Annotated in this window: 18 protein-coding genes and 1 pseudogene; 7 read left to right on the plus strand and 12 right to left on the minus strand. The window is 49.8% G+C overall.

The annotated features are described in order from the left end of the window. The first annotated feature begins 56 nt into the window (after positions 1 to 56). Entirely contained in the window at positions 57 to 1,163 is a 1,107-nt protein-coding gene (locus AC0LWE_RS03110; protein ID WP_219346611.1) for a GGDEF domain-containing protein, read from the plus strand. A gap of 286 nt (positions 1,164 to 1,449) precedes the next feature. Here AC0LWE_RS03110 and AC0LWE_RS03115 read toward each other — a convergent pair whose 3' ends face one another. From AC0LWE_RS03115 to AC0LWE_RS03125, 3 genes are read right to left on the minus strand one after another with little or no spacing between them, the layout of a single operon-like run. Next, the gene (locus AC0LWE_RS03115; protein ID WP_131486484.1) at positions 1,450 to 1,770 is read right to left on the minus strand and encodes a YdbL family probable chaperone protein; all 321 of its coding nucleotides are present in this window, start codon (positions 1,768 to 1,770) and stop codon (positions 1,450 to 1,452) included. A gap of 7 nt (positions 1,771 to 1,777) precedes the next feature. Further along, positions 1,778 to 1,969, minus strand: a complete 192-nt coding sequence (locus AC0LWE_RS03120) for a YnbE family lipoprotein (protein WP_202666806.1) — start codon at positions 1,967 to 1,969, stop codon at positions 1,778 to 1,780. Next, on the minus strand, positions 1,966 to 4,605 hold the full coding sequence (locus tag AC0LWE_RS03125) for a YdbH family protein (RefSeq protein ID WP_219346612.1): 2,640 nt from the start codon (positions 4,603 to 4,605) through the stop codon (positions 1,966 to 1,968). Before AC0LWE_RS03125 ends, AC0LWE_RS03120 begins: the two co-directional genes overlap by 4 nt. A 452-nt stretch (positions 4,606 to 5,057) precedes the next feature. Here AC0LWE_RS03125 and AC0LWE_RS03130 point away from each other — a divergent pair, with 452 nt between their 5' ends. Further along, positions 5,058 to 5,513: a hypothetical protein gene (locus AC0LWE_RS03130; RefSeq protein ID WP_219346613.1), complete on the plus strand. Its 456-nt coding sequence runs from the start codon at positions 5,058 to 5,060 to the stop codon at positions 5,511 to 5,513. A 377-nt stretch (positions 5,514 to 5,890) separates the two neighbouring features. Here AC0LWE_RS03130 and AC0LWE_RS03135 read toward each other — a convergent pair whose 3' ends face one another. Together AC0LWE_RS03135 and AC0LWE_RS03140 are read right to left on the minus strand one after the other, a co-directional pair. Further along, the gene (locus tag AC0LWE_RS03135; protein WP_219346614.1) at positions 5,891 to 7,864 is read right to left on the minus strand and encodes a putative bifunctional diguanylate cyclase/phosphodiesterase; all 1,974 of its coding nucleotides are present in this window, start codon (positions 7,862 to 7,864) and stop codon (positions 5,891 to 5,893) included. Positions 7,865 to 7,880: 16 nt separating this feature from the next. Continuing rightward, the gene (locus AC0LWE_RS03140) at positions 7,881 to 8,375 is read right to left on the minus strand and encodes a putative pterin-binding protein (protein ID WP_174341903.1); all 495 of its coding nucleotides are present in this window, start codon (positions 8,373 to 8,375) and stop codon (positions 7,881 to 7,883) included. A 713-nt stretch (positions 8,376 to 9,088) separates the two neighbouring features. Here AC0LWE_RS03140 and catA point away from each other — a divergent pair. Together catA and AC0LWE_RS03150 are read left to right on the plus strand one after the other, a co-directional pair. After that, a complete protein-coding gene (gene catA / locus AC0LWE_RS03145) occupies positions 9,089 to 9,766 on the plus strand; it encodes a type A chloramphenicol O-acetyltransferase (RefSeq protein WP_202666811.1) in 678 nt (225 codons plus the stop codon). 498 nt (positions 9,767 to 10,264) lie between these two features. Beyond that, on the plus strand, positions 10,265 to 11,254 hold the full coding sequence (locus tag AC0LWE_RS03150; protein WP_012017333.1) for a 2-hydroxyacid dehydrogenase: 990 nt from the start codon (positions 10,265 to 10,267) through the stop codon (positions 11,252 to 11,254). Positions 11,255 to 11,297: 43 nt separating this feature from the next. Here the strand turns inward: AC0LWE_RS03150 and AC0LWE_RS03155 are convergent. The 4 genes and pseudogenes from AC0LWE_RS03155 to dcp all read right to left on the minus strand — a co-directional run. After that, positions 11,298 to 11,494: pseudogene (locus AC0LWE_RS03155) on the minus strand (hypothetical protein); the annotation flags it as partial. A gap of 325 nt (positions 11,495 to 11,819) precedes the next feature. Next, positions 11,820 to 13,094, minus strand: a complete 1,275-nt coding sequence (locus AC0LWE_RS03160; RefSeq protein WP_219346615.1) for a DUF2254 domain-containing protein — start codon at positions 13,092 to 13,094, stop codon at positions 11,820 to 11,822. 65 nt (positions 13,095 to 13,159) lie between these two features. Then, positions 13,160 to 15,157 carry a BCCT family transporter gene (locus tag AC0LWE_RS03165; RefSeq protein ID WP_131486475.1) on the minus strand — a complete coding sequence of 666 codons (1,998 nt, stop codon included), beginning with the start codon at positions 15,155 to 15,157 and terminating at the stop codon, positions 13,160 to 13,162. Between the two features lie 523 nt (positions 15,158 to 15,680). Further along, positions 15,681 to 17,720, minus strand: a complete 2,040-nt coding sequence (dcp, locus tag AC0LWE_RS03170; RefSeq protein ID WP_219346616.1) for a peptidyl-dipeptidase Dcp — start codon at positions 17,718 to 17,720, stop codon at positions 15,681 to 15,683. 153 nt (positions 17,721 to 17,873) lie between these two features. Here dcp and ydfG point away from each other — a divergent pair, with 153 nt between their 5' ends. Together ydfG and AC0LWE_RS03180 are read left to right on the plus strand one after the other, a co-directional pair. Beyond that, a complete protein-coding gene (gene ydfG, locus AC0LWE_RS03175) occupies positions 17,874 to 18,620 on the plus strand; it encodes a bifunctional NADP-dependent 3-hydroxy acid dehydrogenase/3-hydroxypropionate dehydrogenase YdfG (protein ID WP_131486473.1) in 747 nt (248 codons plus the stop codon). Between the two features lie 91 nt (positions 18,621 to 18,711). Next, entirely contained in the window at positions 18,712 to 19,398 is a 687-nt protein-coding gene (locus AC0LWE_RS03180; RefSeq protein WP_059178809.1) for a GntR family transcriptional regulator, read from the plus strand. A gap of 43 nt (positions 19,399 to 19,441) precedes the next feature. Here the strand turns inward: AC0LWE_RS03180 and AC0LWE_RS03185 are convergent, their stop codons facing one another. Continuing rightward, a complete protein-coding gene (locus AC0LWE_RS03185) occupies positions 19,442 to 19,873 on the minus strand; it encodes a universal stress protein (RefSeq protein ID WP_059178808.1) in 432 nt (143 codons plus the stop codon). 294 nt (positions 19,874 to 20,167) lie between these two features. On the opposite strand from AC0LWE_RS03185, the gene ydfZ reads away from it, so the two are divergent. Continuing rightward, positions 20,168 to 20,371 (plus strand): putative selenium delivery protein YdfZ, encoded by a 204-nt coding sequence (gene ydfZ, locus AC0LWE_RS03190; RefSeq protein ID WP_059178807.1) that lies wholly within the window; start codon positions 20,168 to 20,170, stop codon positions 20,369 to 20,371. Between the two features lie 44 nt (positions 20,372 to 20,415). On the opposite strand, the gene AC0LWE_RS03195 is transcribed toward ydfZ, so the two are convergent. Beyond that, a complete protein-coding gene (locus tag AC0LWE_RS03195; protein ID WP_202693478.1) occupies positions 20,416 to 21,879 on the minus strand; it encodes a mannitol dehydrogenase family protein in 1,464 nt (487 codons plus the stop codon). 227 nt (positions 21,880 to 22,106) lie between these two features. Then, positions 22,107 to 23,492 carry an MFS transporter gene (locus tag AC0LWE_RS03200; RefSeq protein ID WP_202667341.1) on the minus strand — a complete coding sequence of 462 codons (1,386 nt, stop codon included), beginning with the start codon at positions 23,490 to 23,492 and terminating at the stop codon, positions 22,107 to 22,109. Between the last annotated feature and the right edge of the window lie 3 nt (positions 23,493 to 23,495).

Here is a 23,495-nt window from a genome sequence, read left to right on the forward strand (position 1 = left end):
GCATAAACATGTATCCGTTTACGACAACCCAGACTCTTTCCAGCAGCGATAAATCAATGGAAAAACGACATCACCCGCAACCTGAACTGACGTCCTGGCCGACTCGCGAGGCCATGGTGGCGCGCGGGCTGGCGATGAATATGCCGTGGCTGGCGTTTGTGAACATCAGCTTTGCGCTGGTGATTTGGCTGCGTAACAGTCTGTTCGACAATATCGACGCCTTTTACCAGGTGTCGCCGCACGCCAGCCTGCTGATTAACATCGCGATGTTGGGCATCATTAGCCTCTCGGCGATGCTGATTGTAATGGCCTTGCGCCATTATCAGGGGATCGGCGCGGCGCTGCTGGTTATCAGTGCGATTTGGTCCGTGTGTTGTGTCTGGTTCATTGTGTACTGGCAGCTTCCGCATGCCTGGCCGCTGTACGTTATTCTGATCCTCACCGCGATTGCTGCCCTGTATTATCATTTGAGTGGCCTGCTCTGCTACGTGCTGCCGCTGTGGCTCGCGCTTCCCGTGGCCAGCATCATGCTTAATCACGGGGTGAATATCCGCTTCGCAACGCTCTGGCTGGTGTTTACGCTGATTATTATCTTCGGGCGAATTCTTTTATTACGCTGGTTTGACGAAGCCTGGCAGCGCAATCAGCAAAATCAGATGCTGATTGCGCGCCTGGACGCCCTGGCGCACCAGGATGCTCTGACCGAAACGGCCAATCGTCGGGCGATGGAAAGCCTCCTGGAAAACGCGGTAAGCCTGCAGAAGCCCTTTTCGCTGATCATGCTCGACGTCGATTATTTCAAGCTCTACAACGATACCTACGGACACCAGGCGGGAGACGAATGCCTGGCTCGCGTTGCGCAGGCGCTGAAACAGTCGGTACGCACACCCGATGATGTGGTGTCGCGCTATGGCGGTGAGGAGTTTGTCGTGATCCTGTTCGAATGTTCGGCAAAAATGGCGGAACAGGTGGCAGCGCGTATTCAGGATACGTTGCGCGTTTTCGCGATTGCGCACAGCGCTTCAAAAGTGAGCAATTGCGTGACGGTGAGCATGGGTATCGCCGGGATGACGCCAGGTTTGAGCGCCAGTCAGTTAATCGCTCAGGCTGATGCCGCACTGTATCGCGCCAAAGAGGCTGGACGTGACCGCTGGGCCGTCTGAGCGCGTCGTCTGATGCCCTCACTCCCCCCTCACCACGGGAGAGGGAGAAAACACGAATCCTGCAACATCGGAGCGCTAATCGGCAATTTCTTGACCCGCTACGCGCAAAAAATCAACACAGCGGTTAAGAGGTTTTCGCGAAGGATTTGCCGACGTTCCCCCTTTATCAGCGGCGATTACCCTTTCGCATCGGCGTTTAAGGTTCAGCGCCGTTTACGCTGTTAACTCCTTGTCATCGGCGTTTTGGCCGTACTTTGTTGAGCCGGTTTCCAGGCGCGACCGGGGATCACTTTTTCAACCATTTCCCGTTAATGCCTTTTACGTATTCACCCGGCTGCGCCCGGGCAACCAGCTTTTGCCCCGCCATTTTGGCGACTTCATCCACCGGCAGATTGTTGCTGTCCGCCAACTTTTGGTAGCTTTCACTGCGCGCGGCGTTGATTTCGCTCACCAGCGCAAGGGTTTCCTGATCCTGACGGACCGGCGCAATATACCCACTCAGCGTTTCCCCAACGCGCCCCTGCGCACGCGCTTCATTCAGCGTTATCGCCTGCGCCTGAGCGCTCATTGCCAACACCAGAAGGCCGGTTGCGAGTCGTTTTTTCATGGCATCCTCAGAACAGATCGCTACGCGATTTCAGCAGCGTTTCGACGTCTTTATCCACTTTGATATGGATTTCGTGTTCGATTTTGACGTTCATATTGATGGTGATCGGCTCTTTGGGGGCTGCCACTTCGATACGCGGCGTACAGCCTGTCAGCATTGAGACAATGACCATACCCAGCGCGCCTGTCAGCGTTTTCATCGTTGTTCCTCACATTCCTTGCCTGTCGGACAGCGGGCTTCAGGTAACGCCGCATGTTGCTCAAGCCATGCCTGTAAATTATCGCCGTAGCGCAGGCTGCGCCACAGGGTGAAAATGTTTTCTTCATGGGTGTAGTTGAGATTCACCGCATTGCTTTTGCCATCGACACGGCTGATACCACTGATTGCGGCCTGCATGGTCAAGACACCTAAATTATCTACATTGATTTTCGTCCACGAGCGAGAAATTTCCATATAACGAAGCCAGTTAATCGCCACGCCCGCCGCCATATTGTCTTTGACGATGGCATCTGCCGTATCTTTATCAATGCGCAACGTCATGGGGCCAGGGTTGGTTAACCAGCCGTCTTTGATTATCCATTTTTCGTTTTCCAGCCAGAACGGCAGCGCCCCGCTGACCGGTCCGGACATGGTGAATTGTTTCGGATTGATTGCGCTTATCAATTCACTGGAAGAGATATTCTGCACCCGAAGCAGCGCCGGATCGTGCTGGGGCATCCGCAACTGTTGCATCGTGATTTTTCCCCCCAGTACGTCGGTGCTGACGTTGGTCAGCAGGAGCGGATTGTCTTCGCTCCACGGATAATCGCCCTGCAAATCGGCCGTAATATTACGGGCGGTGACCTGGTTGATGACTTCTGCGATGCGTAAGGTCACGGGACCGCGTGTTCCGAGAGACCATGTGCCTTCGCTAAACCGGAACGGCAGGACAAAATCCACACCGTTTACCTGGTTGTCCGGCATCCAGACGCTACCGCTTTTCATAACCCCGTGCCCGCCCGCTTCAAAGCCCTGACCTGCGGCCGCCGAAAACGCCACTTGCGCATAGAGTTCACCCTCGCGCAGGTTCATTTTCCAGTCGGGTGGAACCAACGGCTGGAACACCGTGAGCGATTGTTTAGGCCACCACGCCTGACCGCGCAGGCGTTCACCATCCCAACGACCGTTCACCTGGACCGGGCCAATTTCGCCCGCGTGCAAGTCGCCTTTGAACTGGAAAAACGTCGGATCACGCCCGTCGACGCTAAATTTAAGGGTCGACGGCGGAAGTACGCTTCCGCCAGAAAACGTTGTTTTCTGCGCATTCAGCGATAACGCGCCGCTAAAATGCGGATCGGCTTCATCACGCTGCCAGCGTACCGGGAGCTCCAGCACCAGCCGTGGGTTGCTCACCAGCATGGTGCCGTATTCGAGCTTATCGAATCCGGTCGACAACGCGGTCAACTCGATAACACTGTCGCGCCATTCACCTTTCCCGGCGACATCCCAGCGCGCATTCATCGGCGTGAAATGTCCGTCGCCCCAGTAGCGCCAACGCCACAGCCCTTTGTCCGCCAAAAAATCGTGCGCCTGTCCGTCGAGATGCAGCACAAAATCACCCATCTTGTTTTCATGCGCTTTGAGGATTGCCTGCAAACGCCCATCGACGCCTTTTTGCGAGAGCCTAACCCCGGCCAACGGCCAGCGGATTTCGTCGATATTCAGTGAATCAATAATTCGACCGCGCGAGCGCAGCAGAGCGCCCGGTTCAAACGTCAGCTGTGGGTCAACCAGGCTGCCCGTGAACCGGGCCGGAAGAATGGCGTACAGAATCAGATCGTTTTGTTTGGCCTCGCCCGTCAACTGGAGCGGCATGTCGCTATTATCCATGCTGAGTTTACCCGGCCCCAGGGTCAGCACCGCATTCCCTTTACCGGCATCACCCTGCGTCAGGATGTTCAGTCGACCGCTGATCGTTGCGGATTCGAGACCCTGCCGCCAGTTTTCAACCTTGACGCCAACGCGCCCGCTCAGCGGTAAACCGGAGAGATCCCAGTGCCAGCGCCCGTCACTGATCGTTAACTGCTCTGCGGTGAGCTGCCAGGGCAAATCAAGCAGCGGATCGGGATTACCCCGCGCCATCACCACCAACTGCCCACGGTTGTTTTCCCAGTCGAGATCGGCATCCACCAGCGACGGAACGTGCGGCACGTTAAACGTTGCCTGCGCGTGTCCCTGTATGGGAGCACCATCCAGTATCAATGGAAGGGTAAATTCACCGGCCAGCTTGATGGGCTGTTCCGCCTGAGGAAGGTGAAGTTCGAACTCACTGACGGTCAGGCTTTGACCGCGTAATTTGCCGCGCACTTTGACCTGTTCGCCCTGATAAGTGATTTCCTGCATTGATGGCGTCAATGATACGTTGAGCTTTCCCTGCCACTGTTGCCATGGCGACAACGTTAGACGATCGATGGTGAGCCAGGTATACGGCAGCATGGACTGCCATTCGGCGAGCGTTTTGGGCGCGGCCTGAGATTGCTCGGCTTGCGGCAATTTATTGAGACAGGCCGTATTGAGATCCAGCGCGCCAACCTCAAGTTTCCAGCGACTGGGGTGCGAAAGCGTGGCGTTCTCGACGCGGGCGATTTCGCAATCGTCGACCAGATAGCGGAGATCGGGAATCACAATGTAGTTACGGGTCAGGCGTGGGCTTTGCTCGAACGCAATTCGCGTCCCGACGGGGAGCCAGATCCCGGCAAGCGTAGGAACCCACTGGGCGAGCGTCATCAGCAGCGTCAGCGGCAAAAGTATAATCAGTAACAGGAGCGCTAGTGCAGCTTTGTATTTACCCTTCATGGGCAGTTAATATCCTGATTTTGCGAAAAAAATAAATCTGCATTGCCCCGTATTGTGTCATGTTTAGCCAATCCATTGTAGCCAACGCTTTTGTAAGGATAGACGCTGTAACTCCCTGGAGTAAAATTTTAATCATCCACATTCTTAATAAGTTACATAATATTCATACAATTACATAATCTCCTTACTCGCCGCTGGCGGAGAATAACAGCATCTTTTCTGCCCCATTTTATGCCCTTGCATACCTATCTGCCCCCGAGTTTGCCCCAAAAATTATCGCGTAGAGGGGATCTGTTGAGCTTAACAGCTCACCGTTTTACACCCCGACTCCGACGAAAACTCGTTGCGCTCCGGTTGTTGGAAATTACCCGCAAGCACTACTTTTGGGAGCTACATACCTTCGTTTACGTATGTAATGATTGTAGCCATGTTCAATTTATTGAGGTCGAGCTATGGAGCATTTATTCGCACGATTCCCCGTGGAAATGATGAACGCCGTCATGAGCAAATATCGCTTTAAAGCCTTTGAAAGCATCCCAAAAGATGAAGAAGGTTTTTCCTATCCAAAATTCAATGAAATTAAGTTCACCCTTCCCGCGGTGTGCGCTAATGAGGGAGGTTGTATTTTATTCGCGGATGGGCTGAAGATCCTTGAGTCGATGGGCGACGAAGCGTTTAACATTCACCCGACCCGCTGGCATAAAGTGAAAACATACATAGCCAATGGCGTTGTTGAGTATCCCGAAATGACCACACCTTTCACCATCATGGATGGAAGGCATCGGACGTTGGCTTTAATGCAAATCTACCCGAACACCAAAATCCCTGTCATTGTTCCGCATGCTATTTATCAGCGTGTTTTAGAAGAAGGACTTCACAGAAATGCGTTAGTGAAGCCAATGCTGTAAGAAGGTATTTTGCGTTAGCCCATTTGGGCTTTGGCTCCACTTTTGGGCATCAGCCGACGCAAGGGTTTTCTGTGTGGACGTTTTTACACACGTTCAAACCCGTGAAGAGTACCTGGTCGACGAAGGCCATCGCCATGCACAGCTTCAACCTGTGTCAGTGATTTAGCGTGACGTGCGAGAGTGGCGGGAGAATCAGCCGTGTTTCATCTACCGTGCAGGTGGCTAACTCATCTTCAGAGCAGCGATCGTCAGCGCGCCGTTACGCGCGCTGCGGGTAATGAGCCACATCAGGGGTCAGAGTGAATTGAGGCAGTCCGAGGATATGAATCGAGAACAAAAACTCGTCTATGATCAGCGACGAACTAACATTGCCGAATTCAGCCTCGCGGCGCAATTAACAGAGCAGGAGCATCGTTCGAGAGTAAACCATTTTTGATTTCCCCGGCGATATAAGGCTGAGGTTTGCTAAACAGATAGCCTTGTACTAAATCGCAGCCCAGTGCCTGAAGACTTTCCAGTTGTTCCTTCGTCTCAACCCCTTCTGCGACAGTCTTCATACTGAGGGATTTCGCCATGCTGGTGATAAGCTTGATGATATTAAGGGCGTCTTCCTGTGTAGATATCGAATTTACAAAGGATTTGTCTATTTTAATTTTATCGAAGGCAAGTCGGCTCAGCCGGGAGAGAGAAGAGTATCCCGTACCAAAATCGTCGATGGAGATTTTCACACCCTGCGCTCTAAGCTTATTAAGGGTATTCATCGGCGTAGTGCTCTCAATAAAGAGAGAGGATTCCGTCACTTCCAGTTCCAGACGGTCGGCCGGAAGCCCAGTCTCTTTCAGAATAGAAAGCACAACCCCGGCAAAGGCTTTGCTGCTGAGTTGCACTGGAGAGACATTGACGGAAATTTTAACCGGAACGGCCCAGGAAGCCGCCTCCCGACAGGCCATTTCAAGCACCGATTTCCCCATCTCGTTAATCATTCCTGTTTTTTCAGCAACAGGAATAAAGCTATCTGGCGACAAAAGGCCCTTTAGCGGATGCATCCAACGAATAAGGGCCTCATAGCTGTAAATTTCCCAACTGTACGAATCGACAATCGCCTGATAATAAACCACGAACTCTTTATTCACTATTGCCAGTGCCATGTCGTGCTCAAGGGTTCTGCTTTCCTGCAGCTTGTCTAACATTCGTTGGCGGAAGACTTTAATCTTGCCTGCGCCCTCACTTTTGGCTTCATAAAGGGCCAGATCGGCAAATTTATAGAGATAGTCGGAGCGGCGTTCTTTTTCTGAATTAACAATGCCGACACAGGTGGTTATGTTTACAATCGTGCTATGTATCGTGTAAGGCTGGTTAATGCAATCACATATTTTCTGGGCGAGTGAAATAGCGTGGCTTTCTGTCAGCCCCGTTGTGAGTAACGCAAACTCATCGCCACCTAAGCGATAAAGTGTATCTGGAGGAAGACTCATCGAACTCAGGCGATGGGCTATCTGAAGCAATAACATATCACCGGCATCATGCCCATAGGTATCATTGACCTCTTTGAATCTATCTAAATCAAACAACATCACGGTCACAGCGCTGTTATTGCTTTCTGCCATCTGGATGGTTTTATTTAAATTCTCCCAGAAAAACAGTCGGTTACTCATCTTTGTAAGAGGATCATGGTAAACGTCATATTCCAGCTTTTTATTCTGAATTTGCAGTTTTTCTTTAGATTCCTGAAGCTCTTCAGCAAGGCTCTTAACCTGAAGATGCGCCTTCAGAATATTTCTATTTTGATAAAAAATCAGCACGCCCAGGATCGCACTCAATATTATTAGCAGCACAGAAGTCGCGGAATAAATAGTGTACAACGTTTGAATTTTGCTGTTGGCGTTGTTAATCAGGTTAACATCTTTGTTTAACGCGCCGGATGAAAGACGGCTCAGTGGTGCATCAAGCGCATACATCTCTTTCAGATATGCCTGGAGTTCTGAGCGATTCATTTTCTCAAGATGAACATCCAGATAATTGAGTGTGTTTTCGAGTTTTATCGCCACGTCATGAAGCGATTTATTGCTATCTATATAATGCCCCAAATCCCCTTCTTTCATTAAATCGCTCTGGCTGAGCATAATGTCGAGGTGTAAGCGCACATCATCGAGCGTCATCGTCTCATCGATAGTGTAAAGACCAAGCCATGATTCGAAACGGTAATACTCCGAGACCAGCTGTACAGCAGACCACGAACTGGCGTAGTGCGTCAGTTTCTGTAACTCTTGCTGCCTTTCATGCACAAGAAAAGAGATATATCCGGTGGATATAAAAAGGAAAAATATTATGCCAGCCAGGATTCTGTTCATATTGTTCTTATGAATCCTACTCAATGCTCATTTTGCTGACCTGCCAGGCTGACCTTGAATAAAAGACCTGATTATTCAGTTCAGGTTTGCTGTCATAGGGATACACGATGAATAGCGGACCTTTGTCGCGGACACGCATGTATTCCCCATTGATTTTCAACGCAAGGATGACATTGTATTTTTTGAAATCACTGAGAGGGACAACGGTGGTGTAGTCATTGAGTGCAGTGACCTTAACGACAGTACCTTCCGCCCCGACGTAATCCATCAGCTTTTGCAGTGGAATACCCGTAAAGGTTGTGCGCCCATTATACCAGGGAGAGGCGGTCTGAAAACTTACCATGCCCAGTTTCTCAAGACTGGCGAGATCGAAAACGGCTTTACCCTCTTCGTTTGTATTTTCAATATGACCGGAGAGTGTTAAGAGCACTTTCCCGACAGGTTTGGGAAGCTCACCCGCCAAAACCTGCAGGGAGATCACAAAGCTCAACAACATCACAATTAACCGCATTCTAACCTGCCTATCTCTCGAATATAAAAGAATTATAATGTAGTTATTATGTTATTTATAGATGCTGCTTGGCTAATAACAATGCATTAAGAGGATTTATAATTTTTTTCTTAAAAATCAAACCATTATACCAAAACCATCTTCAACATTGATTACTTATGGTCTGTACTGGTATTTGCGGCGCACTTTTCTCATCATAATATGTACAAAAAGCACGTTATTTGTTTAGTCGGTGCAAATAAACCCACATAAATGCTAAGACTAATTGGTTTGTGCAGGCTCAGGGCGTGGTGGTTTTGAAAATGGATGTTTTTTGCATGAACCGAACTTTTGCCCGCTGGCTGAATTATTAATCCACATGGTGGGGATAAAATAGGCGGCCTGTAGCACAGCAGACATTCTGACCCCCCCACTCACTGGCTCACAGTAAAGCCTTCGACGACGACCCTTCCGGTACAATCTGGCTGGGCAACAGAACTATCTAGTGGCCCGTCTCACCCAGGGGTATCACCCTCTTTTGGCACAAAGCGGGCAGATCCTAAGCATTTGCCTTCTGCTATGCGTAGAGCGCGGACAGGCTATGACATTTTCTCAATAGGAAAACCCGTAGATTGAGCAATCTGCCACACCAAAAACGTTTGGTCACTGTATGCTTCATTCATGAAAAAATTTAAGCTAACATCTTTATATGATTGCGAATCAAAGGCTAAAAAATGAATACAATAACGCCAAAATATACGTCTGTTGACTTATCTCGTTGGGCAAGGAAGGAGCATTTTGAGGTATTTCAGTCATTTGCTGAATGTACTTTTAACCAAACTGTCCAGCTCGATATTACCGTGCTGCTAGAAAATATAAAGAAAGCCGGCTGGAAATTTTACCCAACTATTATTTTCCTCCTTGCTAAAGTTGTAAACCGTCATGCGGAGTTCCGTATGGCTAGAAAGAATAATGAGCTTGTCATATGGGATGAAGTTCATCCAAATTATACAATTTTCCATAATGAAACGGAGACCTTTTCATCATTATGGAGTCACTATGATGGCAATATTGATCACTTCCAGGACGCTTATTCAGAAGACGTAGCGCGCTATCGTAATAACCTTTCTTATTGGCCAAAGGAGGAGTCTCGAGAAAATATCTTTTTTGTATCGGCTATTCCTTGGGTAAGTTTTACCAGTTTTAACACCAATATTGCTAATATGAAGAACTTTTTTTCTCCTATGTTCACTCTTGGGAAATACTTCCCACAAGATGGAAAAATAGTGTTGCCTCTCGCTGTTCTGGTACATCATTCCGTGTGCGATGGTTTCCATGTGGCAAGACTGATCAATGAGTTACAAGAAATGTGTAATGGCTCGCTGCACCATTCAGAGGAAATCAACGGTTGATAAGCCGGGAGCCCTGGCGATCGCCTTTTATATGACGTTGGTAGCCAGGATCGCAGTCATGTCTGCTAAGCGCGGTGAGTTCAACCGTGGGATGCAATAGACAGGTTAAAGCGCTTCGCGGTGATTCGCATCCCACTTTCCCTATTTTCAATATCTTATAGAAATAAGATGTCCTGGCGATTTCAATGGCGATTTATTTTAATTCTTCACTGCGGTGATTCTGTACGAATCAGGAGCGAATTTAACCATCCCAGACACCCTTTTTAACATCAATATCATCTCCAATTACTAAGCCATAACCATACTGTAAGTTGGCCAACTGTTTTGCTCTCAGGAGTTTACTGCTTTCTCTCTGAATCGGAGGCTCAAACAGGTCCATAACCTCAGTGAGTAAAAGGGATATTTTCTATTGAACTTATTGAAATTAATACTATTTAAGAAATTGGAAGTACATTTTAATCATGCTAACGTGAATGTAAAATCACTGGAGAAAGTCTTATGAAACTCGCGGTATATAGCACGAAACAGTACGATAAAAAGTATCTGCAACATGTTAACGAGTCTTACGGGTTTGAACTTGAATTTTTCGACTTTCTGCTGAACGAAAAAACCGCCAAAACTGCGCATGGCTGCGAAGCCGTCTGTATTTTTGTGAACGATGACGGTAGCCGTCCGGTTCTGGAAGAGTTGAAAAAGCATGGCGTGAAATACATCGCTCTGCGCTGTGCGGGTTTCAATAACGTCGATTTGGACGCCGCCAAAGAGCTGGGTCTGAAGGTGGTACGCGTTCCGGCGTATTCGCCAGAAGCGGTAGCTGAACATGCCATCGGGATGATGATGTCGCTTAACCGTCGTATTCACCGCGCTTATCAGCGTACCCGCGATGCGAACTTCTCTCTCGAAGGCCTGACCGGCTTCACGATGTACGGCAAAACCGCCGGGGTGATTGGTACAGGGAAAATTGGGATCGCCGCCCTGCGCATTCTGAAAGGTTTCGGCATGCGCCTGCTGGCGTTTGATCCGTACCCAAGCGCCGCTGCGTTAGAGCTGGGCGTAGAGTACGTCGATCTGCAAACGCTGTTCTCCGAGTCGGACGTGATTTCTCTGCACTGTCCGCTGACGCCGGAAAACTATCATCTGCTGAACGAAAGCGCGTTCGAACAGATGAAAGACGGTGTGATGATCATCAACACCAGCCGTGGTGCTCTGATTGATTCTCAGGCGGCCATCGAAGCGCTGAAAACACAAAAAATCGGCGCGCTGGGGATGGACGTTTATGAGAACGAACGCGATTTGTTCTTTGAAGACAAGTCTAACGACGTGATTCAGGACGACGTTTTCCGCCGTCTGTCCGCCTGCCATAACGTGCTGTTTACCGGGCATCAGGCATTTTTAACCGCCGAAGCGCTGATCAGCATTTCGGAAACCACGCTAGGTAACCTGCAGCAGTTAGAAAAAGGCGAAACCAGCCCGAACGAGCTGGCATAATTTGACTAAAAACCGGGCTAACACCCGGTTTTTTTTGCTTTTGCTACGCGCTCAATCCACGATTTTTTAGCATCAGTTCACTCATAGGATCGTGTCCGCGCCATTGCCGATAGAGTTCAGCTAAATCAGTACTGTTTCCGCGTGATAAAATCGCCGGAATTTCTGTCTATTTTCATGCCTTTATCCCCTGTTCTGCTTAAACCACTGATAGCCGCCATCGGCCAGCATTTGCGTCCAAAGAGCGAACGCAATGAACCTCTACGCATCGATCCTATGTTCCGCGATTATGCGACGGGGTGGCGGGATAAACATCCAGCGATAAAAGCTCGCGCCAAGCCTGCGGTCAAACAGTAAAATACGCTAACCCTATTACAATTCATGGTTGGATAATCTGATTTCCCGACTATTTTGTGTTAGCCAACAAAAGTAAATAGCCCGCAGTTGCTTACTTCTTCGAGGACGTTTAAAATCATGACATTAATTGTGCTCATTAATATCCCCCTTTTAACGGATTAAAGTGTCGGATGTTTTTCATATTTAAACAGTGAGCAGGTTTTCCTGCAATTCAGTTAACTTTATTATAAATCTCAGGGAATAAATTAAAATATACCGCCAGCACGCGTTCCTTATCTGAAGCCGTATAGTTTTCCTTTTCTATATACTCTCTTACCTCACAAGCCAGAACTCGAGCAGCAGTGGCAAATTCCTCAGGCCAGCCATGACTCAACATTGAAAGTCCCTTAATCAGTCTAATTGGTATTTCTCGCATAGCGGCACCGTCACGCGCTATAGGCGAAAAAAAATCCTCTAGCATGTCACAAACAAAAAGTGGTGCAATATGGACGTAAGGGTATTTCACATCAGTTGTATCTACCTTATTCTGAGCGTATACAGATAACACTCTTACCCCGCGACCAATCACATCAATAGCTGTTCCTGGATCATTGACTGCTGGCGAAAGGGCGCGACAGGCGATTTCTGCCATGACACAGAGACAGAATCGCGGATCCTGGGTAAAAGAACGCACATCCGAAACGTGGATCGTCTCAATTAAACTTGCATGAAGAGAGGTCAATTCATTCTTCGTAATATACATCACAGGCTGACTAGGGTGAATGAAACTCCCAGGTCTGGCGACAAGATAAACATGCTCACCGCTATCAAAAAGTAGATTGTTCAATTTATTTACATCAATATATTCAACATACCCAATACTGTCCGGATACAGGGCCGTCGTTCCCTTTGGCTGTTCTGAATTATCAAGCCAGGGAAAACATCCAAGGTAAGGATTTTTAGCGCGCTCAATAATAGTTTCAATCGCTGCGCGTTCAACTTTCGCCGTCGTTTCCCCGACTCTACCAAGTGACGTTAAATGCTGTATCCAGCGAAGTAGAGTGAAAATAATCAGGGCAATGACAACTAAGGTCACTATAAATAAAATTACCCTGCCCCTTTCCCCATAGGCTCCCATATTTAAAGCAACGATCCCTACCAGGCTAAAAAGGAACGATCCAATAAAAGTCGCCAGCACGTTTTGGGTTGTGACGTCCTCTACAACCAGTCTGGTTGCTCGTGGAGTAACATTTGTCGTCGCTGATCCATACGCCGCTACCATAATACTCAGTGAAAAGGTGGTTACGGCAAGCATACTTGAAGCCAGAATATTAAGTATGTTGTCTACAGCTTCTGCCCCCACTTTCCCTGATAACGTCTCAGGGATCATCGACTTGAACAGGATGGACAACAGAGCCGTAAAGACCGCTGCGATGGCGAATAACGTCGCCCTGAACCAGAGTTTTTTAAATACCTGAGCCAGCATCCACTTCCAGCGCGAATTCATAATTAACTCCTTATCCTATTCATTAATTACAAAAAATGCCGCCACAAGGGCGGCACATCGCTGGACTAGCGAACCAGATGCAGGAAGTGAAGGTGTTTCTCATACTGATCAAGTATATCGTTGATTAGCTGCTCCTGATTCCAGCCCATCACATCATAATCTTGTCCACCCTCTTTGAGATACACTTCAGCTCGGTAGTAACGGTGTTGCTCAGCCTGGTGCTCATCAGCGTCCATAGCCGCCAGGGCGAACGTGGGAGAGTTATAGCCACGGAGCCTCACTTCATAGATGAAGTTGAGCTCGTTACCTAAATCCACCTCAAAACGAATTCGATCATCTGTTCCATCACCAATGTGGCTTAACGTACCCTGCTTATTCAGTTCTTCCTGAACCAGGGACATAGCCGGTTTAATGACATCATCCATGAAACGTTTTACGAGCGAGCGTTTTGGCAGGTATGCGATATTACGCAGCCGACGCTGCCATGGAATGGGATTGCGCGCCGCTGTGGGAGCAATCGTGGCCATGCTCAGACTTTCGCGCTTGGTTAAATCGCGACGAAGCGCCTTCAGAAGTCCGTATATAGAGATAAGCAGGATCGCGGAGAACGGTAGCGCGCTGGCGATAGTGACAGTTTGTAGCGCGCTCAGCCCTCCCGCCAGAAGTAAGGCTATGGCGACGATGCCCATCAATGATGCCCAGAATATACGCTGCCAGACAGGCGTGTTCGCCACACCACCAGAGGCTAAGGTGTCAACTACCATTGCTCCGGAGTCAGCGGAGGTCACAAAGAAGACAATAACCATCGCCATTGCAATAAACGACAGAATTGAAGAGAACGGAAAGTGCTCAAGGAAATTAAACAGGGCCAGCGCCACATCCTGTTGTACGGTATTTGCGAGGTCAGTTGCGCCCTGGTTCATAATGAGATAAATGGCACTATTACCAAAAACGGTCATCCACAGCAGCGTGAAGCCTGCTGGAACAAATAATACCCCCGTCACAAACTCACGAATTGTTCTTCCGCGCGAAACACGGGCGATAAACATGCCGACAAACGGTGACCATGATAACCACCATCCCCAGTACAATAATGTCCAGCCACCAAGCCAGTTGCTTGATTTAGGCTCATAAGCGTAGAGATTGAACGTTTTACTCACGAGTTCAGAAAGATATCCACCGGTATTTTCCACAAAGGATTTAAGAAGCAACACCGTGGGGCCCAACAACATAACCAGAGCCAGGAGAATAACCGCCAGTCCAAGATTGAGTTCAGAGAGAATACGTATGCCTTTATCAAGGCCTGACACCACTGAAATGGTCGCCAACCCGGTAATAACGACGATCAGTATGACCTGCACGGTTTCATTGATAGGCACATCAAACAGGTGGTTAAGTCCAGCGTTAACCTGCAATACACCGTAACCCAACGATGTTGCGACGCCAAAAACCGTACCGATGACGGCAAAAATATCCACGGCATGGCCTATCGGACCGTATATTTTCTCCCCAATGATGGGATAAAGCGCCGAACGAAGCGTCAATGGGAGACCGTGACGATAGCTGAAAAAAGCCAGAATCAGCGCAACAATGGCATAAATAGCCCAGGCGTGAAGTCCCCAGTGGAAGAACGTCAACCGCATCGCTTCCTTGGCTGCGGCAACGGTTTCGGGAGTGCCTACCGGGGGTGACAAGTAGTGCATCACAGGCTCTGCCACGCCAAAGAACATTAAGCCTATCCCCATGCCCGCAGAAAATAACATGGCAAACCAGGAATGGTAGCTAAAGTCAGGCTGGGCATGGTCGGGTCCTAGCTTAATGTCACCATAACGTGACAATCCCAAAAACGTCACACTCAGTAAAATTAGCGCAACGGCCAGGATGTAAAACCAGCTGGCATTGGCAAAGATATTTTGCTGTAAAAGTTTGAAATTTTTATCGGCAACGTCCGGGAAAATCGCAGCAAATGCGACAAGAAGGAATATTAACAAAGCAGAGGTGAAGAAGACTGCTTTGTTAATCTGGCTTTTTGGCTGCTTTGGGATAGTTTCAGTTTCACTCATATTTTTTACATTCCATTTATCGACCCTTATGGGAGGTGTAACCTCCTACAGGGTAGCAAAATGGGCCTAACCTTGCATTTCTGTTCGATTTACTATTGCTTAGCAAGATCAGAAAATCTAAATCTATAACATAATGTTAACTCGAAACGTACAGTGCTAAACGTACGCGTCAAGGCTGTAACGCTTGCTACCTCGGTTCAAACGCGGGTTTCGCTTTCAGTGCCGGAAGTGCCCTGATGTATTTTTGCGCCTGAGTATCAGAGCGAAATTTTCCCTCGTTACGCCGCACAAGTTCTGAGAACAACATCCTGCGTTCTCAAGTGCAGTTCCGTCCAGGTAGATATCTTTGCCAGTTAACTGCCCTGCCAGCTCCCCAGGTACGCCTTAAAGGAGAAAATCCCCACAGAAATTTAGAAGAAGTGAAGGATTCATTTGGGGGGGAATTTTGGAGGAGTTTTGGGGAAGAAAAAAATGGACAAAAACCGGGCATCTCGCCCGGTTCTTTATCCAGCATAAAAAACGCTTAACCGTTCAACCCGCGATTGATCAGCATCGGTTCAAGTTTTGGATCGTGTCCACGCCACTCATGATAAAGTTCAGCTAAATCACTGCTGTTCCCACGCGACAAAATCGCTTCCCGGAATTTCTGTCCGTTCTCACGCGTCAATCCACCGTGCTCTTCAAACCACTGATAGCCGTCGTCGGCCAGCATTTGCGTCCACAGATAGGCGTAATATCCTGCCGCATAGCCGCCGCCGAAAATATGGGCAAAATAACTGCTGCGATAACGCGGTGGCACGGCCGACAGATCCAGCCCCTCTTTTTTCAACGCGGCAGATTCGAAGGTGTCGAGACTTTCGATGTTTTCCTGCGCATCGATCGCATGCCAGCTCATATCCAGCAGCGCCGCGCTGAGCAGTTCAGTCATATCGTAGCCTTTGTTGAACTGCGTCGCGTTAAGCATTTTCTCGCGCAGATCATCCGGCATCGGCTCACCCGTCTGATAGTGCCGGGCAAATCGGGCGAAAACCTGCGGATGGCTGGCCCAATGTTCATTGATTTGTGACGGGAACTCCACGAAATCACGCGGCGTATTGGTCCCCGATAACGTAGCGAAACGCTGATTGGCAAACAGGCCGTGCAGCGTGTGGCCAAATTCATGGAACAGCGTGATCACATCGTCCCAGGAAAGCAGCGCCAGCTGGCCGTTAGCCGGTTTTTGATAGTTACAGACGTTATAAATCACAGGACGGGCGGCAAATTCGTGCGATTGCTCAACGAAATTGCCCATCCAGGCACCGCCGCCTTTGGAATCACGCGCGAAGAAATCGCCGTAAAACAGCGCCATACCTTCACCGTTATGATCGACTATTTCCCACACGCGAACGTCCGGATGATAAACGGGAATATCAAAGCGCTCGACAAAACGGATGCCAAAAAGCTGACTGGCAGCCCAAAACACCCCCTCTTCCAGCGCTCTGTTCAGCGCTAAATAAGGTTTGATTTGGGATTCATCCAGCGCGTATTTTTCCAGACGTACGCGTTCGGCGTAATAGGCCCAGTCCCAGGCCTGCACGCTGAATCCGCCCTGTTCGTCATCGATAACGTTTTGGATATCCGCCTGCTCCCGCTCGGCGCGAGCGCGTGCTGCCGGAACGATACCGCGCATAAATGCCAGCGCCGCCTCGGGGGTTTTCGCCATTTGATCTGCGGTGCTCCAGCTGGCGTAATTGTCAAAGCCCAGCAGTTGCGCCTGCCGCGCGCGTAACGCCACCAGCCGACGAACGATGTGCTGCGTATCGTTTTCATCGCCTTTTTGGGTGCGCAACCAACCAGCCTTAAACAGATTTTCGCGCGTTTGTCGATCGCGCAGTGCTGACAGCGCGGGCTGTTGAGTCGTATTCAGCAGGGGAATTAGCCAGCGATCGGCCAGCCCTTTTTCGGCGGCGGCCTGTGCGGCAGACGCGATTTCATCGGGCGATAATCCATCGAGCTGATGAACATCATCCACCACCAGCCCCCCGGCTTTATCAGCAGCCAATAGACGTTGATTAAACTGGCTGGTCAACGACGCCGACTCGGTATTGAGCGCTTTGAGCGCTGATTTTTGCGCTTCACTGAGCTTTGCGCCCGCCAGGACAAAATGCTGATAGGTCTGCTCGACAAGGCGACGCGATTCGCCGTCCAGCGATTCCCGCTCTTGCCAGACGGCCTCGACGCGAGAAAACAACGCGTCATTTAACCAAATATCATTGGATAACCCCGCCAGTTCAGTCGAAAACGCCTCGTCCAGTTCCTGAAGATAATCGTTGGTATGGGCTGACGTCATCGCGAAAAATACGCTGCTGATGCGGGAAAGCATGACGCCGCTTTTCTCCAGCGCCAGCACGGTATTAGCGAAATCAGGCGCAGCAGACTCTGCAATGATGGCGGCGATATCAGCACGCTTCTGCCGCGTCGCTTCATCAAACGCCGGGCGATAGTGGCTGTCCTCAATAATATCAAAGCGAGGCGCCTGGTACGGTAACAAGCTGACTTCAAAAAACGGATTGGCAACGGACATTTTTAACTCCTGCGCAGTATCATTTTCCCAGAGTAAGACAGGCCGCTGCGGGCTGCAATCCCTGGCACACGTCGGGTAACAAAAGTTGCCTTAACGCCGTGCCAACGGGCGTGCTATGGTAATACAACACAAAAAGCGTTGAGGAACAGTGAGATGATTATTTTAGTTACCGGGGCAACGGCAGGTTTTGGTGAAAGCATCACGCGTCGTTTCGTCGCCAACGGACACAAAGTGATTGCAACCGGCCGTCGTCAGGAGCGTTTACAGGAGCTGAAAGACGAGTTGGGCGACAGTGTTTTGACTGCTCAGCTCGACGTGCGTAATCGCGCTGCAATCGAAGAGATGATGGCGAATCTGCCTGCCGAATGGCGTGCTATCGACGTGCTGGTCAACAACGCCGGTCTGGCGCTAGGCATGGAGCCCGCGCACAAAGCCAGCGTTGAAGACTGGGAAAATATGATCGACACCAACAACAAAGGGCTGGTGTATATGACACGTGCCGTTCTGCCGGGAATGGTCGAGCGCAACCGTGGTCACATTATCAATATCGGCTCCACCGCGGGTAGCTGGCCTTACGCGGGCGGTAACGTCTATGGCGCGACGAAAGCGTTTGTTCGTCAGTTCAGCCTGAATCTGCGTACCGATTTGCATGGCACCGCTATTCGCGTCACGGACATTGAGCCGGGCCTGGTGGGCGGTACCGAGTTCTCTAACGTGCGTTTCAAAGGTGATGATGCGAAAGCAGGCAAAACCTATGAGAACACCGAAGCGCTGAGCGCCGAAGACGTCACCGAAACGGTCTGGTGGGTGGCAACACTGCCAAAACACGTCAATATCAATACGGTCGAAATGATGCCTGTCAGTCAGAGCTTTGCGGGTCTAAACGTGCATCGCGGTTGATAAATTCCTGCCCGGCCCTCGGGTCGGGTATGGGATGCCCGTCAAAAGAATGGTAGTATTCACGGGTTAACTCTCTGAGAAATCACACGCCATGGCCGCTGAATCACAACTGAATCCCACCCAACCTGTTAATCAGCAAATTTATCGCATTTTACGTCGCGACATCGTCCAGTGCCTGATCCCACCAGGTACGCCACTTTCTGAAAAAGAGGTGTCGGTGCGTTTTGACGTGTCTCGCCAGCCGGTGCGTGAAGCGTTTATTAAACTCGCTGAAAACGGTCTGATCCAAATCCGCCCGCAGCGTGGCAGCTATGTGAATAAAATTTCGCTCTCGCAGGTGCGTAACGGCTGTTTCGTTCGACAAGCGATTGAGTGCGCGGTGGCGCGTCGTGCAGCCTCGCTGGTGGACGATCATCAATGCTATTTGCTGGAACAAAATCTCCATCAGCAGCGTATTGCCATTGAGCGTAAACAGCTCAACGATTTCTTCCAGCTAGACGATGAGTTTCATCAGAAGTTAGCGCAGATCGCGGATTGCCAGCTGGCGTGGGACACCATCGAAAATATCAAAGCGACCATTGACCGCGTGCGTTACATGAGCCTGGATCATGTTTCACCGCCGGAAATGCTGTTGCGTCAGCATCACGATATTTTCACTGCACTGGAAAAACGCGATGGCGATAGCGTTGAAAAAGCGATGACCCTGCATTTGCAGGAAATCGGAGAGTCTGTACAGTTAATTCGCATGGAAAATAGCGACTGGTTTACCGAAGATTAATTTATACCGCATTCGCCAAATAGTGACGGATGCGGCATCTTGTTTAACGCACCACTAATACCGGAATTTTAGCATAGCGGATCACCGATTCCGCATTCGACCCCAGCAGATGCGTTGACAGCCCTGGCGTTTTAGACCCAATCACAATAACGTCGTACTCCTCCTTTGTACTCATCGCGATAATTTCGTCCCGCACGTTGCCAAAACGCACTTCGGTATAAATATTCTCAGGCGCGACAGCAAATAAACGTTTTAATGCATTCATCTTTTTCTCTGATTCAGACACCATAAATGTCTCGAATTTTTTGATGTCAGAGTTGAATCCTCGCAGTAACGAGCGGCTGCTGTTCGGCAGGATGTTCAGCAACGTGATGGTTGCATTATCGGTTCTTGCCAGGAATTCTGCATGGCGTACCGCCTTATCACTTAAATCCATTTCAAATACATCAACAGGCATCAGTATTTTCTTGTACATAAGCCTTCTCCTTCTCATATAAATAAATTCTATTCACTAAAGTTAGAGTGACATGCAGAAGTCAAACAAAGGTTAAACAGTCCCTTCCTGAAACTATCGTCAAACGAAAATAAACGTCGAGTTTGTCAGTGCACGTCGTTATTCGTCAGAAGGATGTAAGATAAAAATTAACGAAAATAAATATGATTTTGATCAAAAACAAAAAAATAAGATCTGAACAGGCGTATTTATATTCGCCGTCAGCGGTGCGGAAATGACAGCGTCGCGATGTGTTGAATTTGAGGAGTGATAATTATGATGACCTATGACCGTAACCGTAATGCTATTACGACAGGCAGTCGCGTGATGATTAATGGCACGGGCCGCACGGGGAAAATTACCGCGATCCATACGGATGGCCTTACCCCAGCGCAAGTACGCCGCGGCAAAACGGTGGAAGTAGAAGGGTGTGAAGGTAAGTTTGAACCGGTCGAATTGATTCGCCTGGGGATGCACTGATCTTTGCAACGATATGCCGCCGCGAACGGCGGCATAATAGAGCCTTACATTGCCGCAGCGTACTGTGCGACAGTCGCTTGAGCGCCCTTCTCCACTAACGTCAGATACGCTTTCATCACCGCGTCCACAAACGTTTTCTCCAGCGGTAACTCGTTACCAAAAATCGCCTCAATGCTGAGCAAAGCCTGTACGCGGTTTTCCCCTTCGGCACTCCCGTTAACCGCGGTCTGAATCACGGTCAGCAAAGGATCGCAGACTTCAATTGCATTTCCACGCTCATCAATACCGCCTACATAGCGCATCCAGCCCGCAATCCCCAACGCCAACAGCGGGAAGCTACGCTGATTCACAAGATGCCAGCGCACAGAGTCCAGCATACGCTGCGGGAGTTTTTGGCTGCCATCCATCGCGATTTGCCAAGTACGGTGGCGCAGCGCCGGGTTACTGTAGCGCGCAATCAGCAGATCTGCATAACGCTGTAAGTCCACACCTTTCACTTTCAGCGTCGGAGCCTGCTCGTTTAACATCAGCGCGTGTGCGGCGTGACGATAATTTTCGTCTTCCATGCAGTCATTAATGTGCTGGTATCCCGCCAGATAACCGAGATAGGCCAGGAAAGAGTGGCTGCCATTCAGCATACGCAGCTTCATCTCTTCGAACGGCACCACATCAGCCACCAGTTCAGCGCCGGCTTTTTCCCATTGCGGACGACCGGCAACGAAATTGTCTTCAACCACCCACTGGCGGAACGGCTCGCAGGCCACACCGGCAGGGTCACAAACGCCTGTGATGTGCTCAATTTTCTCGAGCGTTTCAGCCGTGACCGCGGGAACAATGCGGTCAACCATCGTGGACGGGAACGTCACGTTAGCGTCAATCCAGTCTGCCAGGTTGGCGTCCACCGCGCGCGCATACGCACAGGTCACATTGCGCATCACATGGCCGTTTTCCGGCATGTTATCGCAAGACATCACGCTGAAAGCCGGTAACCCCAGCGCTTTACGACGCGCCAGTGCCTCAACCACCACGCCCGGCGCTGATTTTGGCTGATGGGGGTTTTGCAGGTCTGCGGCGATTAACGGGTGATCGAGCATCAATTGCCCGGTCGCAGGCGCATGACAGTAGCCTTTCTCCGTAATGGTGAGAGAAACAATGGCCACCTGCGGCTCACACATCGCGTCTAGCACGGTTTCCAGGCCGTCAACCTGAGCGTGAAGCGCCTTTTTCACGACACCCACCACGCGTGCGGTCCAGGCATCAGCAGACATTTCCGCCACGGTATAAAGATTATCCTGAGCAGTAAGATCGGCAATCTGCTGCTCGCCGCCAATCAGGTTGACTTCGCAGTAACCCCAGTCACTGCCATGATCTGCTGCCAGAATATCGGTGTAAACAGCCTGGTGTGCGCGATGAAATGCGCCGAAACCAAGGTGTACAATCCGTGCCTTCAGACTGTCGCGATTGTACTGTGGGAGCGTGGCGTTGGCCTTTAATAACGGGTTTTCCATGATTGTGACTCGTTTAATAAATGAAGCTGAGATTCGCTGTCGCTCCGGAGGAACGACAGCGCCTGCTGACTACACCAACTAGAATGGCAGTTGAGGTAAAAAAGAACTGCCATTAACCATACTGATACTTCTATTTCAGTTATTGATTTATATTAACTTTTTGTCAGGTGGTGTGACATCAATTCCAGGTTGTGTGACAAGTCACCCAAGTTATAAACCAACAAAGCTTAACGACGAGATGACACCGCTCCATACCCTACCGACGTTTTGCGTGGTAATTCAGCAGCATCCTCGGCAAGACTCAAATCCCGGTCACGTACTTCGGGCATCAGAATGGCGGAAATCAACCCGACAATTGAATAGGCAATCATCATCGCCACGATAGGCCACCATGAACCCGTCATGTTACAGAAGATGCCCGCCAGCACTGGACCGAAACCTACAGCAACCAATCCGCCCGCTTCTTTTGAAATCGCCATCCGAGTGAAGCGATTACGTGAGCCAAACATTTCGGCCATGGTGATATTTTCGAGGGCGAACAACCCCAGTACCGCGAAGTTATGAATCACGATAATGGACATCATAATCACGCTCGGGCTGTAACTCTTATCCACAATAATCGACAACATCGGATACGCCAGAATAATGGCTGAGATGTTGAGGAGAATATAAGGCAACCGGCGGCCTACCTTATCTGACAGCCAGCCCAGCAGCGGAATGGAGATAAACCCAAGAATGGAGCTGATCATTAATGCATCGGTTGGGATGCTTTTATTAAACAGCAGCGTTTGAACCAGATAGCCCGCCAGGAAGGTCTGGATCAGACCGGAGTTGCCCGCCTGACCAAAACGCAAGCCGGTGGCAAGCCAGAATGATTTACTTTTGAACATCGCCCCGAGTGAGATATCTTCAGCTGTTACGGCCGGTCCCGTTTGCGCGTCGTTCACTTTCTCAAACACCGGACTCTCTTTCAGATTCATTCGCAGCCAGATAGCGAAGATCATCACCACCACGCTTGCGAGGAACGGAATACGCCATCCCCATGCGACCAGCTCTTCACGATCTAACGCGAAGAACATCACCGCCCAGATTGCCGTTGCGCTCAAGGTGCCGCAGTTGGTCCCCATTGCCACCAGCGACGAGATAATGCCTCGTTTCCCTTTCGGAGCATATTCAGCCAGCATAGTGCCTGCGCCAGAGATTTCTGCGCCTGCCCCAAGCCCCTGAATAATACGTAACGTCACCAGCAGGATCGGCGCAAAAATGCCAATTTGCGCGTAGGTCGGTAACACGCCGATAAGCGTGGTGCAGATCCCCATCATCGTGATCGTGATAAACAGCACCCTTTTACGGCCAATGCTGTCGCCCATTTTGCCGAAAATGAACGCGCCAACGATACGCGCAATATAGCCCGCGCCGTAGGTGCCCATCGCCAGAATTAACGCCATGGCGGCGGATTGTTCAGGGAAAAAGATTTCATGGAAGACCAGTGCGGCTCCCAGTGAATAGAGCTGGAAATCCATAAACTCCAGTGCAGTTCCGAGCCAGCCGGACACGGCTGCTTTCACCAGATCGGATGTCGTTCTTTGAGGTTGAGGTTGTGTTTGAGTCATCAT

It is taken from the genome of Lelliottia sp. RD5, assembly GCF_056032945.1.

Coding starts and splice junctions, on each gene's coding strand:
- ydfZ (WP_059178807.1), top strand. CDS start 20,168: ATGATGACCTATGACCGTAACCGTAATGCTATTACGACAGGCAGTCGC.
- catA (WP_202666811.1), top strand. CDS start 9,089: ATGAATACAATAACGCCAAAATATACGTCTGTTGACTTATCTCGTTGG.
- dcp (WP_219346616.1), bottom strand. CDS start 17,720: ATGTCCGTTGCCAATCCGTTTTTTGAAGTCAGCTTGTTACCGTACCAG.
- AC0LWE_RS03185 (WP_059178808.1), bottom strand. CDS start 19,873: ATGTACAAGAAAATACTGATGCCTGTTGATGTATTTGAAATGGATTTA.
- AC0LWE_RS03140 (WP_174341903.1), bottom strand. CDS start 8,375: ATGCGGTTAATTGTGATGTTGTTGAGCTTTGTGATCTCCCTGCAGGTT.
- AC0LWE_RS03165 (WP_131486475.1), bottom strand. CDS start 15,157: ATGAGTGAAACTGAAACTATCCCAAAGCAGCCAAAAAGCCAGATTAAC.
- AC0LWE_RS03160 (WP_219346615.1), bottom strand. CDS start 13,094: ATGAATTCGCGCTGGAAGTGGATGCTGGCTCAGGTATTTAAAAAACTC.
- ydfG (WP_131486473.1), top strand. CDS start 17,874: ATGATTATTTTAGTTACCGGGGCAACGGCAGGTTTTGGTGAAAGCATC.
- AC0LWE_RS03125 (WP_219346612.1), bottom strand. CDS start 4,605: ATGAAGGGTAAATACAAAGCTGCACTAGCGCTCCTGTTACTGATTATA.
- AC0LWE_RS03200 (WP_202667341.1), bottom strand. CDS start 23,492: ATGACTCAAACACAACCTCAACCTCAAAGAACGACATCCGATCTGGTG.
- AC0LWE_RS03180 (WP_059178809.1), top strand. CDS start 18,712: ATGGCCGCTGAATCACAACTGAATCCCACCCAACCTGTTAATCAGCAA.
- AC0LWE_RS03195 (WP_202693478.1), bottom strand. CDS start 21,879: ATGGAAAACCCGTTATTAAAGGCCAACGCCACGCTCCCACAGTACAAT.
- AC0LWE_RS03150 (WP_012017333.1), top strand. CDS start 10,265: ATGAAACTCGCGGTATATAGCACGAAACAGTACGATAAAAAGTATCTG.
- AC0LWE_RS03135 (WP_219346614.1), bottom strand. CDS start 7,864: ATGAACAGAATCCTGGCTGGCATAATATTTTTCCTTTTTATATCCACC.
- AC0LWE_RS03130 (WP_219346613.1), top strand. CDS start 5,058: ATGGAGCATTTATTCGCACGATTCCCCGTGGAAATGATGAACGCCGTC.
- AC0LWE_RS03110 (WP_219346611.1), top strand. CDS start 57: ATGGAAAAACGACATCACCCGCAACCTGAACTGACGTCCTGGCCGACT.
- AC0LWE_RS03115 (WP_131486484.1), bottom strand. CDS start 1,770: ATGAAAAAACGACTCGCAACCGGCCTTCTGGTGTTGGCAATGAGCGCT.
- AC0LWE_RS03120 (WP_202666806.1), bottom strand. CDS start 1,969: ATGAAAACGCTGACAGGCGCGCTGGGTATGGTCATTGTCTCAATGCTG.